This is a genomic window from Achromobacter spanius (assembly GCF_039673305.1).
GTDB lineage: Bacteria > Pseudomonadota > Gammaproteobacteria > Burkholderiales > Burkholderiaceae_B > Achromobacter > Achromobacter spanius_F.
The window spans coordinates 1-12,044 of the sequence record NZ_JBDJLJ010000032.1; the positions used below are offsets into that span (position 1 = coordinate 1).

Annotated in this window: 13 protein-coding genes and 1 rRNA gene; 5 read left to right on the forward strand and 9 right to left on the reverse strand. The window is 68.2% G+C overall.

What is annotated here, in order from left to right:
* A 5S ribosomal RNA gene (gene rrf, locus ABE485_RS21015) occupies positions 1-110 on the forward strand; the annotation flags it as partial.
* 148 nt (positions 111-258) lie between these two features.
* Here the strand turns inward: rrf and ABE485_RS21020 are convergent.
* Both ABE485_RS21020 and ABE485_RS21025 read right to left on the reverse strand, forming a co-directional pair.
* Positions 259-999, reverse strand: a complete 741-nt coding sequence (locus ABE485_RS21020; protein ID WP_346517202.1) for an aldolase — start codon at positions 997-999, stop codon at positions 259-261.
* A gap of 42 nt (positions 1,000-1,041) precedes the next feature.
* The gene (locus ABE485_RS21025; RefSeq protein ID WP_346517203.1) at positions 1,042-1,755 is read right to left on the reverse strand and encodes a haloacid dehalogenase type II; all 714 of its coding nucleotides are present in this window, start codon (positions 1,753-1,755) and stop codon (positions 1,042-1,044) included.
* Between the two features lie 107 nt (positions 1,756-1,862).
* On the opposite strand from ABE485_RS21025, the gene ABE485_RS21030 reads away from it, so the two are divergent.
* Positions 1,863-2,732: a LysR family transcriptional regulator gene (locus ABE485_RS21030; protein WP_346517204.1), complete on the forward strand. Its 870-nt coding sequence runs from the start codon at positions 1,863-1,865 to the stop codon at positions 2,730-2,732.
* A gap of 160 nt (positions 2,733-2,892) precedes the next feature.
* Here ABE485_RS21030 and ABE485_RS21035 read toward each other — a convergent pair whose 3' ends face one another.
* From ABE485_RS21035 to ABE485_RS21045, 3 genes are all read right to left on the reverse strand, one after another.
* On the reverse strand, positions 2,893-3,297 hold the full coding sequence (locus tag ABE485_RS21035; RefSeq protein ID WP_346517205.1) for a YchJ family protein: 405 nt from the start codon (positions 3,295-3,297) through the stop codon (positions 2,893-2,895).
* A 16-nt stretch (positions 3,298-3,313) separates the two neighbouring features.
* Complete coding sequence (locus tag ABE485_RS21040; protein WP_346517206.1) at positions 3,314-3,586, reverse strand: GNAT family N-acetyltransferase; 273 nt, start codon at positions 3,584-3,586, stop codon at positions 3,314-3,316.
* A gap of 101 nt (positions 3,587-3,687) precedes the next feature.
* Positions 3,688-4,638, reverse strand: a complete 951-nt coding sequence (locus ABE485_RS21045) for a 3-hydroxyacyl-CoA dehydrogenase NAD-binding domain-containing protein (RefSeq protein WP_346517207.1) — start codon at positions 4,636-4,638, stop codon at positions 3,688-3,690.
* A gap of 113 nt (positions 4,639-4,751) precedes the next feature.
* Between ABE485_RS21045 and ABE485_RS21050 the strand changes: the two genes are divergently transcribed.
* Positions 4,752-5,372, forward strand: a complete 621-nt coding sequence (locus tag ABE485_RS21050) for a hypothetical protein (protein ID WP_346517208.1) — start codon at positions 4,752-4,754, stop codon at positions 5,370-5,372.
* An 82-nt stretch (positions 5,373-5,454) separates the two neighbouring features.
* Here the strand turns inward: ABE485_RS21050 and ABE485_RS21055 are convergent, their stop codons facing one another.
* A complete protein-coding gene (locus ABE485_RS21055; protein WP_346517209.1) occupies positions 5,455-6,852 on the reverse strand; it encodes an MFS transporter in 1,398 nt (465 codons plus the stop codon).
* A gap of 106 nt (positions 6,853-6,958) precedes the next feature.
* Here ABE485_RS21055 and ABE485_RS21060 point away from each other — a divergent pair, with 106 nt between their 5' ends.
* Both ABE485_RS21060 and ABE485_RS21065 read left to right on the forward strand, forming a co-directional pair.
* Positions 6,959-7,828 (forward strand): LysR family transcriptional regulator, encoded by an 870-nt coding sequence (locus ABE485_RS21060; RefSeq protein ID WP_346517210.1) that lies wholly within the window; start codon positions 6,959-6,961, stop codon positions 7,826-7,828.
* 93 nt (positions 7,829-7,921) lie between these two features.
* Complete coding sequence (locus ABE485_RS21065) at positions 7,922-9,337, forward strand: amidase family protein (RefSeq protein WP_346517211.1); 1,416 nt, start codon at positions 7,922-7,924, stop codon at positions 9,335-9,337.
* A 39-nt stretch (positions 9,338-9,376) separates the two neighbouring features.
* Here ABE485_RS21065 and ABE485_RS21070 read toward each other — a convergent pair whose 3' ends face one another.
* From ABE485_RS21070 to ABE485_RS21080, 3 genes are all read right to left on the reverse strand, one after another.
* A complete protein-coding gene (locus ABE485_RS21070) occupies positions 9,377-10,162 on the reverse strand; it encodes a 2-keto-4-pentenoate hydratase (protein ID WP_346517212.1) in 786 nt (261 codons plus the stop codon).
* A 4-nt stretch (positions 10,163-10,166) separates the two neighbouring features.
* Positions 10,167-10,547, reverse strand: coding sequence for a hypothetical protein (locus ABE485_RS21075; RefSeq protein WP_346517213.1), 381 nt, complete (start codon positions 10,545-10,547; stop codon positions 10,167-10,169).
* A 151-nt stretch (positions 10,548-10,698) separates the two neighbouring features.
* The gene (locus ABE485_RS21080; RefSeq protein WP_430795453.1) at positions 10,699-11,979 is read right to left on the reverse strand and encodes a glutamate-5-semialdehyde dehydrogenase; all 1,281 of its coding nucleotides are present in this window, start codon (positions 11,977-11,979) and stop codon (positions 10,699-10,701) included.
* Positions 11,980-12,044: the final 65 nt, after the last annotated feature.

A 12,044-nucleotide genomic window follows, 5' to 3' on the forward strand; every position in this document is an offset into this window, starting at 1 on the left:
GACGACCATAGCAAGGTGGTACCACTCCTTCCCATCCCGAACAGGACAGTGAAACGCCTTTGCGCCGATGATAGTGGACGGACGTCTGTGAAAGTAGGTCATCGTCAGGCTTTTATTCCGCAAAACCCCGCAGGTATCCCCTGCGGGGTTTTGTCTTTGCGGCGCCGATAATGCGCGGCAGGTTCAAACCCGAATACAGAAAACCCCTCGCGGCTGGCGCCGCGAGGGGTTTTTTTGTGGCCAGAGAAACGTCGCTGCTCAGGGCAATTGGCGGCGCAGCGCCTTGAAGAATAGTTCGGATTGCAGGCGTTCACTCTGAATCTGGGAGGCGACCTTGGCGGCGATGTCGGGGGCCACGGGCACCAGCGGGCGGCCGGTGGACTGGGCCAGCACTTGTGCGGTGCATGCGCGTTCCAGGAAGAACAGGTCGTCATAGGCGTAGTCCAGGCGTTCACCACAGACCACGACGCCATGATTGCCCAGGAAGACGATGTCGGCACCCTGCATGGCGTGTGCGATGCGTTCTCCTTCGCTGACGTCCAGGGCCAGGCCGTTGTAGTGCTGGTCGATGGCCAGGCGGCCGTGGAAGCGCATTGCGTTCTGGGACAGGGTCGTGTCCAGGCCGCGATCCGACGTGAGCGTCAGGGCGGTGGCGTAGGGCATGTGGGTGTGCAGGACACAGGCCTTGCCGGCGATGCGGTGGATGGCGGCGTGGATGAACATGGCCGTGGGTTCGACTTCGTGGCGGCCGGCTAGCTTGTTGCCGTGCGCATCGATGAGGATGATGTCGTCGGCCTGGACCTCGTTCCACATCAGGCCGCGCGGATTGAGCAGGAAATGGTCGGGATCGCCAGGCAGGGCGACGCTGAAATGGTTGCAGACGCCTTCGCCCAGCCCGTGCGCGGCCGCGGCCCGCAAGGCCAGCGCCAGGTCCGCCCGCAAAGCGGCGACGGGTTCGGCATGAAAAAGCGCGTTGGCGAAGCGGGGTTCTTGATTCATGGCACCTTCCGGGATTGAGGTCAGGGTTGGGGAAGCGGGGACTCAGAGCCAGCCGACCTTGCGGAACAGGCCGGGGACGAGATCCAGAGTGGGTACGGTAGCGTCCGGACGGTAGTCAGGCAAGGGTTTGCGGCCGGTGCCGCGGTCGATCCAGATGCAGCGGAACCCGATGTCGCGCGCCGCGACGAGGTCCAGGTGCGGACTGGCGCAGATGTGCACGACTTCGTCCGGCGTGACGCCGAGGCTGCGATGCGCGTGGGCGAAGATCGTGGGCGACGGTTTGTAGGCGCCCGCCTGCTCGGCGGTGACGACGCGATCGATGTGTCCGCCCAATTGCGCGACGTTGCCGGCGATGATGTCGTCGTCGGTGTTGGAGATGATGCACAGGCGGAAGCCGGCCTGCTTGAGCTGGCCCAGCGTGGCGACGACTTCGGGGAACGGGGGCATGCGGGAGATGCTGCCGGTCAAGAGGGCGGCGTCTTCGGGGCGGTAGGCCAGGCCGAATTCCTCCATGGCGAGGCGCAATGATTCGCGCGTCACGTCGGCGAAACGTCGATAGGGCGGGGTGCGTTCGAGGCGGTGCTCGTGCTCGTCGTAGACGTGGAGAAATTGCGCGGCGGTGGGACGGGCGCCTGCCTCGGGATTGGCGTCCAGGATCCGCGTTACGGCGGCCTGCAGGCCTTCGTCCCACTGGATGAGGGTGCCGTAGCAGTCGAAGGTGAGCCATTGGGGACGGGGCAGTTGATCCAGCGGCATGTCGATTCCTTGGTGTTGAGGTGAACCCCCAGCGTAGGGCTGTCCTATATAGTTGTAAAATTAATAAATAAACTCCTCATAGTTGATCATCGAATATCTCGCCTCTCATGCTGGATCTTGAACTCCTGAAGACCCTGGTCTGCGTCGTTGATGAAGGCAGCTTCACGCGAGCGGCAAGCCGGGTGCACCGCACGCAATCGACCGTCAGCCAGCAGGTGCGCAAGCTTGAACAGAGCGTGGGCAAGACGCTGCTGTTGCGCGACAGGGCCGGGGGCAACGTAGCGGCCACCGAGGATGGCGAACTGATGCTGGCGTACGCGCGGCGCCTGCTCGCGATTGCCGGAGAGGCCGAGCATGTGCTTTCGGCGCCGCGGGCGGCGCGCGTATTGCGGCTGGGCGTGCCCGAGGATTTTGACGTATCGCGCCTGACGGTGCTGCTGGCCGGATTTGCGGCCAGCCATGCGCAAGTGCGCCTGGAGACCAGCAGCGGCATGAGCACTGACCTGCGCGGGGGCCTGGCGTCTGGCGATCTGGACCTGGCGCTGGTAAAGCGCGAGCCCGGCGACGGGCCCTGCCTTGCCGCGTGGCCGGAGCGGCTGGTCTGGGTGGGTGGCCGCCAGGCGGTGCGCAACGAGACGGCGGTGCCGCTGGTGCTGTTTCCGCAGGGGTGCATCTATCGCAAGCGGATGATCTATGCCCTGGAAAGCGCCGGCCGGGCTTGGCACATTGCGTACCACAGCCATAGCCTGGCGGGTGTGCAGGCGGCGGTGGCCGCGGGCCTGGGTGTCAGCTTGCTGCCGGCGTTCGCGCGGCTGGACGTGCACGCGGAGCTGGGCGTGGAAGACGGGTTTGCGCCAGTGCCCCCGACTGAACTGGCGATCGTGGGCGATCCGCGCGCATTCGGGCCCGTCGAGCAGGATCTGCTGGCGGCGCTGAAGCAGGCCATTGGCCAGGACGCCAAGAGCATTGCCGGCTAGGGGGCTGCCCCCTGGAGGCGTCGGCATGAAGACTCGTGGCGGTGGGGGTCAGGAATGGCCGCGAACCGCAGCGACACCCTTGGGTATCGCGAGGATCTTCAACGATGCCCATGGCCAAAACCGGCGTGGTGCCCATGGGCCAGCACACTGGCGCAAGCGATCAGCTTAGGTCGCCGTCCACGTAGAACCATCTTCCGCCTTCGCGCACGAAGCGGCTGAGCTCGTGCATGCGGCTGGCGCGTCCGTCCTGCCGGCTTCTGGCCACGAATTCGACCGTGGCGTGATCCGCATCCTGATCGGCCGCGGCCTTGACCTGAAGTCCCAGCCATTTCAGGCCGGGAGGATTGGGCTCCAGCGTGGCGGGCCGCGTGCTGGCATGCCAGGTGGCCAGCAGATAGGGCAGCTTGTCGAGCACGAACGCGCTGTAGCGCGATCGCATCAGGGCTTCGGCGGTGGGCGCCTGCAAGGCTTGCGGGCCGTCATGCCAGCGGCCGCAGCAGTCGAGATAGGGGCGAACGCCGTTGCAGGGGCAGGGCGACTTGGACGCGTCGGATTTTTTGGTCACGGGGAGTGCGGCGAGTTCAGGCGAGCAGGTCGTTGTATTCAGGGTGGCGGCGCATGTAGACCGCGGCGTAGGAGCAGAACGGCCGCACCTTCCAGCCGTTTGCGCGCGCGGTGAGCAGCGCCTGGCGCGTCAGTTCGGCGGCAATGCCTCGTCCGCCCACCTGGCTGGGCACGCCGGTATGGGTGATGGCCATCACGCCGTCCTGCAACTGGTAGTCCAGCACGCACAGCACGCCGTCGACGGTGGCGGTGAAGCGGGAATGTCCGGTGTCTTGAATCACGGTAATCATGCGACAGACCTTACTTGGTTGAGGGCGGGCGAAGGCCCCTGGCCCTGCGTGCAGGATACCAGCGAGGCCGCCGGGATCGCCTGCACGGGGACGCGAGGGCCTCAGCGATGCAGGACCTTCAGCAGGGCGGTGAGTTGCGCGTCGCGCGCTTCGACCAGGTCGGCAATGCTCTGGTGGCCGGCTTCGGCGTTGACGCCGTCGATCAGGCGCCGCTGCAGTTCGGGCGTGACCTCGGGTGCGCCGAGATCGTCCCACCAGGTCTGCACCGGGCCGAGCAGATGGTGCATGAAGTGCGCCATGCCGCCTTCGCCACCGCCCAGGTTGAACGTCATGTGCGGGCCGAAGAGCGCCCAGCGCAGGCCGGGGCCCTGCGAGACGGCGGCGTCGATATCCGCGACGCTGGCCACGTTTTCGGCGGCCAGATGAATGGCTTCGCGCCAGAGCGCTGCCTGCAGGCGGTTGGCGATGTGGCCCGGCACTTCCTTGTTCAGGCGGATGGGATGCTTGCCCATGCTGCGATAGAACGCGATGGCGCGGTCCATGGTGTCGGCCGAGGTCTGGTCGCCGCCCACGACCTCGACCAGCGGGATCAGGTGCGGCGGGTTGAAGGGGTGGCCGATGACGAAACGGCCGGCATGACGGCAGCGCGATTGCAGGCGGCTCATGATGAGGCCCGAGGAACTGGAGGCGACGATCACGTGCGGGGGCAGCACGGTGTCCATGCGCGCGAAGAGATCCGTCTTGAAGTCTTCGCGTTCGGGCGCGTTTTCCTGCACGAAGTCCACGCCGGCCAGGGCGGCCTCCAGGTCGGGCTCGAAGCGCAGGGCGTCGGGCGAGGCGCCCGGCCGCACGCGGCCCAGTTCGGCCAGGACCGGCCATGCCGCCTGCACGCGGGCGAGGGTCTGGGCTTGCGCGTGGGGGCCGGGGTCGCTGACCACGACTTCCAGGCCGTGCGCCAGGAACAGCGCGGCCCAACTGGCGCCGATGGTGCCGGCGCCGACGATGGCGACGCGGTGGATGGGGCGGGCGCTGGACGTGGCGGGACTGGACATGCGGGTCTCCTGTTCATGGGGTCGGCTTCATTGTGAAGCAAACGCGGGGACGTTGCCACGCGGACGCGGCGGCGGCAAGATACCGGACTTTCCCTGGACGTCCGGAGCCCCGCATGAACTCGACGCCTGTCCGCGCCGCCGTGCCGTATTTTTGCCAATGGGAGTCCGCGCATCTGGCGGGCGCGATCATCCGCAAGGAAATGGATCTGGCGAGCGATCCCGCATGGCGCGCGTCCGGCGCGCGCGACGTGGACGAATACGCGCGCTGGGCCAGCCACGTCTGCGGCATGGCGTGCTTGAAGATGGTGCTGGCCGCGCGCAACGGCCGCGTCCATCCCACGCTGGAACTGGCCCGCGGCAGCCTGCCCTACGGGGCCTATGTCGAGGAACCGGACGGCGGCATCAGGGGGCTGATCTACGCGCCGTTCGTGCGCTACGTTGCGGACGCTTTCGGCCTGCAGGCGCAGGTGCGCGTCGACGTGCGGACCGATGCGCTGCCGGCGTTATTGGAGCAGGCCGAATACTTCATGGCGTCGGTGCATCCGTGGATACGCTGGCCCGGGCGGCAACCGCCGAAAAAGGGCGGGCACCTGGTGCTGGTTACGCGCGCCACGTCCGAGTCCGTGAGGTTCCATAACCCGTCCGGCGAGCCCGGCGTGCAGGCGGATGTCGAGCTGCCGGTGGCGGTGTTCGACACCTTCTTCGCGGGACGCGGCGTGGCGATCCTGTCCTAGCAGGCTGTCCCGCAACTGCCGCGTTTCTGCCGCTGTACCCAAGGGACGGCACGCTGGACGCCGTGCCCGTTGCGTTCCCGGCTCAGCGGTTGCGGGTCCGGCGCAGGTAGCGCCATGCGAGGCCCGCCGCGGCCAGGTAGCCCAGCGCGATAACGCCGTAGGCGCTGGGCAGGCTGGCGCTCCAGTCCGGCATCAGGTGCAGGATGGCGCCCATTACCGCGACGCCGACCAGTGCGCCGGATTGGCGGTTGGCGTTCAGGGCCGCAGCCGCGCTGTTGGCGTGCTGCTTGCCGGACACCTGCATGACGATGCTGGTCATCGCCGGCACCGCGATCCCGACGCCCAGATTGGCCAGCGCGATGACGATGGCGAAAGGCCAGTAGGCGATGCCGGGCGAGAAGACGAATATGCCCGTCGCGCTCATTGCCGCCGCGAGCGACACGCCGCCCAGCAGCGACGCCGATACGTTCCAGCGGCCGGACACGCGGCCGGACGCGAAGTTGCCGATGGAGAAGACGGCCAGCATCGGCACGAGCTGGATGCCGGTCTGCAGCGCATCGGCGCCGCGCGCCTGCTGCAGGAACAGGCTCAGCAGGAAGAGCTGCCCGTACGCGGCGAGGTTGATCAGAAAGCCCACGCCATTGGCGGCGGCGAATTGCGGCGTCGCAAAGAGCGCACGCGGAATGATCGGCTCGGGATGGCGGCGTTCGCGCCGCACCAGCAGCACGACGGCCGCCAGGCACAGGGCCGCGGTCGCCGCGATGGGGGCCGACGTCCAGCCATAGGCGTTGCCCTGGATCAGGGCATAGCAGAGCGCGGTCAGCGCCACGACGCCGAGCAGGTGGCTGGCGGGATTGAGCGCGCGCGGGCGGCGTGGCGCGGGTGCAATGCGGCTGCGAGCCAGCCACAGGCCGGCCAGTCCCAGCGGGATGTTGATCAGGAAAATGCCGCGCCAGCCGAACTGGTGGATCAGGACGCCGCCCAGCAGGGGGCCGGATGCGCCGGCGACCGCCACGATGGCCGACCAGGCGGCCAGCATGCGGTTGCGCACCTGTTCGTCGTCATAGGCATGGGTGAGCAGGCTCAGCGAACTGGGCATGAAGAGCGCGGCGCCGATTCCCTGCAGCATGCGGGCGGCGATGAGCGTGGCCGAATCCGGCGCCAGCCCGCACAGCAGCGACGCGGCAGTGAACACCCCCAGGCCGGCCAGGTAGATGGTCCGGGCGCCGTAGCGGTCGGCCAGCGCGCCGGCCACCAGCAGCAGGGCGGCGAACGTGAGCGTGTAGCCGTCGACGATCCAGACCAGGTCCGTCAGCGGCACGTCGAACTGCAGGGCGATGCTGGGCAGGGCCACGTTCACGACCGTGACGTCCAGCATGGCCATGACAAAGCCGATGGCCAGGGTGATCAGGGGCACCCAGCCGGCGGCGGGCTGGGCGCCCAGTGCGGAAACGGAAGCGGGGCGGCAGGCGGTGGACATGGCGGGACTTTCAGTTTGAAGAGGGATGAAGCTTAGGCGCTTCTCGAAATGCAAAAAAGCCTAATAACTGCTTTATAGTCATGCAAAATTGCATCATGGACGCGACATGGATTGGGACAATGCCAGGGTCTTCCTGGCGATCTATCGGATAGGCACGCTGCGCGGGGCCGCGGCGCTGCTGCAGATCGACCAGGCCACTGCCGGCCGCCGGCTGGCGGCGCTGGAGACGTCGCTGGACGCAAGGCTGTTCCTGCGCACGCCGGGCGGCTACGTGCCCACGGCGGCGGGCGAACTGGCCTTCGCCGCCGCAGAGCGCATGGAGCAGGCCGCCGACCAGCTCCAGCGCCAGATGCAGGGCCTGGACCACCGCCTGTCGGGCGTGGTCCGTGTGGCAACGTCCGAAACGGTGGCCCAGTACTTCATCATGGAGGCCATCAAGCGGGTCCATGCCGAGCATCCGGATATCCGGGTGACGCTGTCCACCGCCATTCAGCTCAGCAACCTGACCCGGCGCGAAGCGGACCTGGCGATCCGCAACATCAAGCCGGACAATCCCGACCTGATCCAGCGTCATTTGGCCCGCAAGGAGGTGGGGCTGTACGCGTCGCGCGCCTACCTGGAGGCGCATGGCGAGCCCCGGCCCGGCACCGCATTCGCGGGTCACACCCTGGTGACGTACCAGCAGGCGGTGCTGCCCGGCTGGTCGGACACGTTTTGCGGCGAACCCACCGGCAACGGCCGCATCGGCATCGAATTGAATTCCGGCCTGATGATCATCGAGGCGGTGGCGGCAGGATTGGGCATCGGTGAAGTGCCCACGCACATGGCGGCCGATTACCCCGAACTGGTGCGCATCTGGCCGGGTCGCAGCGAAGGCTACGACCTGTGGCTGGTGATGCATGGCGACCTGAACCGCACCGCGCGCGTGCGCGCCGTGGCCGACGCCATCGTCGAGGTTTTCGAAGAGGACCGGTAGCGGCGCAATTGGGGAGAGCGGCGGCTTGTGGGCGGGCGCGGCAGGCGCTAAGGTTTCCCTGCCCGCAGGAAAACCACGACCCAGGAGTTGCGCGTGACCGATCTTTGGCGTTTGTCCGCAGTTGAGCTTGCCGCCCTTGTCCGCAAGCGTGAAGTGTCCGCAGTGCAAGCCGCGCAAAGCGCGCTGCAGCGGCTTGAAGCCGTCAACCCCGCCATCAATGCGGTGGTCGACCACCGTCCCGAGGCGGTGCTGGCCCAGGCAGCCGAGGTCGATGCGGCGCTGGCTCGCGGCGAATCCGCCGGGCCTTTGGCGGGCGTGCCCGTCACCGTGAAGGTCAATGTCGACCAGGCCGGCTTTGCCACGACCAATGGCGTCACCTTGCAGAAGGACCTGATCGCCGAGCGCAACAGCCCGGTGGTCGACAATCTGCGGCGCGCGGGCGCGGTGATCCTGGGCCGCACCAATACGCCGGCGTTTTCGCTGCGCTGGTTCACCGGCAACGCCTTGCACGGCGACACCCTCAATCCCCGCAATCCGGCGCTCACGCCGGGCGGCTCGTCCGGCGGCGCGGCGTCGGCGGTGGCCGCGGGCATCGGGCACCTGGCGCACGGCACGGACATCGCGGGGTCGATCCGCTATCCGGCCTACGCGTGCGGCGTGCATGGCCTGCGCCCGTCGCTGGGCAGGGTGCCGGCGTACAACGCGGCCTTGCCCGAACGTTCCATCGGCGGACAGATCACGGCGGTGTCGGGGCCTCTGGGCCGCAGCATCGCCGACGTGCGCCTGGGGCTGGCGGCGCTGGCCGCTTCCGATCCGCGCGATCCCTGGTGGGTGCCGGCGCCGCTGACGGGCCCGGACGCGCCGCGGCGCGCCGCGTTGTGCCTGAAGCCCGACGGCCTGGAAACGGAACCCGCGGTCGTGAAGGCGCTGCAGGAAGCGGCGCGGCGCCTGAGCGAGGCCGGCTGGACGGTGGACACGCTGGACGCGATTCCGCCCATGCAGGAGGCCGCCGACCTGCAGATACGCATGTGGATGGCGGACGGCTACGACGCCATGCTGGCGGCTGCCGAAAAGGAAGGCGACCGCGGCGCCCTGGTGGCGCTGGCCGGCCCGCGCCCCAACGCCGCGAGCGCCGCACAAGCGAGTTTTTCGGCGGTGCTGACGCGGCGCGCCACGCTGACCCGCATGTGGGAAGTCTTCTTTGCCGAGTATCCGGTGCTGCTGCTGCCGGTATCGGCCGAATTGCCCTTTCCCGACAATCTCGACCTGCAGGGCGATGCGGCCTATGCGCGCGTGTGGCGCGCGCAGATGACCCAGATCGGGCTGCCGTTCATGGGCCTGCCAGGGCTGTCGGTCGCGATGGGCAGCGCGATGAGCGCTGCGGGGCCGAGCCCGGTGGGCGTGCAGGTGGTGGCGGGGCGCTTCCGCGAAGACCTGTGCCTGGCGGTGGGGGAGATCATCGAGGCGGCGGGCGACCCCGTCCAGATCGCCGAGCCCGCGCCGCGCTGAACGCGGACCGCGGGCGCGCCGCGGCGCGTGTCCGCGGCGTTATTTGCTGAAGCGGACCCGCAGGACGCCGAGATCGCCGTAGGCGAGTTCGATGTCCTTGTTGGCGGGCACGTCCAGGAAACCGGCATAAGAGCCGGTGATGACGTGCTGGCCGGCCGACAGGCCCAGGCCCTGTTCGCGCAGGAAGTTGGCCAGCCAGTACAGCCCGGCCTTGGGATGGTCGTTCGGGTGGATGCCGGCGTGCTGCTCGACTTCCGCGCCGTCGACCGACAGCGTGATGGTCATGCTGCCCGGCGCGGCTTCCGGCGACGCGATGCGCGGACCCAGCACCAGTCCCTGGTTGAACATGTGGTCCGCCAGGAGCTCGGGCAGGCTGGCGTGTTCCGGCGACGCGTAGCGACAGCCCAGGACTTCCACCGCCAGTCGGGCGCCGCCCACCGCGGCATCGATTTCCGCGTCGGTGTAGGCGGTGTTGCGAGGGGGCAGGTCGCGGGCGATCTCGAAAGCGATCTCGGGTTCGATGCGCACGACATCCGCGCTGGCGGGAACCGGGCCGGCGGCGGCGTCGGCGGTGCCCGATGCGTAGATGGGCGCGACAACGGTCTTTTCCGGCGAAGGCAGGGCGCTTTTCCAGGCGGCGATGCCGTCCTGCCGGGTGGCGTGCAGCAGTTCAGCGGTGCGTTGCTGCACGGCGAAGGCCTGGCCCATCGACTGCGGGCGGCAGGCGGCGGGCAGGCGGGGGCCCGCGATGCCGGATTCGCGGGCGGCGATCAGGAAGCGCGCGGCGTCGACGCTGCCGGGATAGTCTTCGAATCGGATCTGCATGGGGTCAGACTCCCAGGAACAGCATGATCCAGAGCACGATCATGGCAAGCAGGCCCAGCCAGCACGAACCCCAGAAACCGACGATCGGCCATTTCAGGGCGAGAGGCGTCTTCTTGGGATCGACGTGGCCGAGCAGGTCGTTGGCATTGCCGATCAGCCAGAATCGCGTGCCGGGAAACATCAGGCGGAAAAAATAATCGAGCATGATCGCGGCCTGGATCGACAGCGGATACTGATTGAAGGGCCGATGCTGCAGGTAGGGATGCTTCAGCGTGGCGTTGATCTGCTTGCTCTTGAAGAAGAACAGCACGATGCCGCTGAGCGTGCAGGTGATGAAGCACAGCACGAATAGGCTGAAGGCCATGGCCATGACGGGAGAATGCATGGGGGATCTCAAGAATGCGCGGCGGGCCGCGTGGTGATGATTGGAAGCCTGGGCGTTACGCTGGCCGTATTGTAGAGGGCTTGGCGCAGCCCTGTGTTCAGAGCTGCGTCAGGGCGCGCCGGCCCGATGGCCGGGACGCGCAAGGGGCGGGTCAGCCGCGCACCTGGCCTTCGCCGTTCAGCACCCACTTCAGCGTGGTGAGGCCCTCCAGGCCGACGGGGCCGCGCGCGTGCAGGCGGTTGGTGGAGATGCCGATCTCGGCGCCCAGGCCGTATTCGAAACCGTCCGCGAAGCAGGTGGGCAGGTTGACGTAGACCGAGCTGGAGTCGACCTCGCGCTGGAAGCGCTGCGCGGCGGACAGGTCTTGCGTGACGATGGCGTCGGTATGGCCCGATCCCCAGCGCGCGATGTGTTCGATGGCGTCGTCCAGCGTGTCGACGATGCGCACGGCCAGGATCGGACCCAGGTATTCGGTTGCCCAGTCTTCTTCGGTGGCGGGCTTGGCGTGCGGCAGCAGCGCCAGCGTGCGCGGGCAGCCGCGCAGCTCCACGCCGTGCTCGGTGAAGGCCGCGGCCAGGCTGGGCAGGATGGACACTGCCGCTACCGCGTCGATCAGCAGGGTTTCCATGGCGCCGCAGATGCCGTAGCGGTAGGTCTTGGCGTTGAAGGCGATGGCGTGCGCCTTGTCCGGGTCGGCGGCGGCGTCGATGTAGATGTGGCAGTTGCCGTCCAGGTGCTTGATGAGCGGCACGCGGGCTTCCTGCGACAGGCGGGCGATCAGGCCCTTGCCGCCGCGCGGCACGATGACGTCGATGTGCTCGGTCATGGTGATGAGCTTGCCGACGGCGGCGCGGTCCGCGGTGGCCACGACCTGCACCGCGTCCTGCGGCAGACCGGCGGCGGCCAGGCCCGTCTGCACGATGCGGCCCAGCGCGATATTGGAGTGCAGGGCCTCGCTGCCGCCGCGCAGGATGGCGGCGTTGCCGGATTTCAGGCACAGGGCCGCGGCGTCGATGGTGACGTTGGGGCGGGATTCATAAATGATGCCGATCACGCCCAGCGGGACGCGCATCTGGGCCACGCGCATGCCGTTGGGCCGCACGGTGGTGGCGGTGATGCTGCCGATGGGGTCGGGCAGCGCGGCGATCTGGCGCAGGCCCTCGGCCATGTGCGCCAGCGTCTTGTCCGACAGGGTCAGGCGGTCGAGCAGCGCCGGCTCCAGGCCATTGGCGCGGGCGGCCGCGACGTCTTTCTCGTTGGCGGCCTTCAGTTCGTCGTGGCTGGCCGCCAGCGCGTCGGCCATGGCGAGCAGCGCCTGGTTCTTGGCGGCGCTGTTGGCGCGCATCATGGCGCGCGAGGCGCGGCGGGCGTTTTCGCCCAGGGTGAGCATGGCTTGTTCGATGGAGGACGAGGACATGGCGGCGTCGATCATGGAGGTGGGGCGGCGCGGGCGCCGCCTGGAGAATCAGTGTATATCCGGCCGCGGGGCCGGGCGAG

Excerpts from the sequence above, each read along its gene's own strand:
- ABE485_RS21020 (WP_346517202.1), bottom strand. The coding sequence starts at position 999 with ATGAATCAAGAACCCCGCTTCGCCAACGCGCTTTTTCATGCCGAACCC.
- ABE485_RS21025 (WP_346517203.1), bottom strand. The coding sequence starts at position 1,755 with ATGCCGCTGGATCAACTGCCCCGTCCCCAATGGCTCACCTTCGACTGC.
- ABE485_RS21030 (WP_346517204.1), top strand. The coding sequence starts at position 1,863 with ATGCTGGATCTTGAACTCCTGAAGACCCTGGTCTGCGTCGTTGATGAA.
- ABE485_RS21040 (WP_346517206.1), bottom strand. The coding sequence starts at position 3,586 with ATGATTACCGTGATTCAAGACACCGGACATTCCCGCTTCACCGCCACC.
- ABE485_RS21045 (WP_346517207.1), bottom strand. The coding sequence starts at position 4,638 with ATGTCCAGTCCCGCCACGTCCAGCGCCCGCCCCATCCACCGCGTCGCC.
- ABE485_RS21050 (WP_346517208.1), top strand. The coding sequence starts at position 4,752 with ATGAACTCGACGCCTGTCCGCGCCGCCGTGCCGTATTTTTGCCAATGG.
- ABE485_RS21055 (WP_346517209.1), bottom strand. The coding sequence starts at position 6,852 with ATGTCCACCGCCTGCCGCCCCGCTTCCGTTTCCGCACTGGGCGCCCAG.
- ABE485_RS21060 (WP_346517210.1), top strand. The coding sequence starts at position 6,959 with ATGGATTGGGACAATGCCAGGGTCTTCCTGGCGATCTATCGGATAGGC.
- ABE485_RS21070 (WP_346517212.1), bottom strand. The coding sequence starts at position 10,162 with ATGCAGATCCGATTCGAAGACTATCCCGGCAGCGTCGACGCCGCGCGC.
- ABE485_RS21075 (WP_346517213.1), bottom strand. The coding sequence starts at position 10,547 with ATGCATTCTCCCGTCATGGCCATGGCCTTCAGCCTATTCGTGCTGTGC.
- ABE485_RS21080 (WP_430795453.1), bottom strand. The coding sequence starts at position 11,979 with ATGATCGACGCCGCCATGTCCTCGTCCTCCATCGAACAAGCCATGCTC.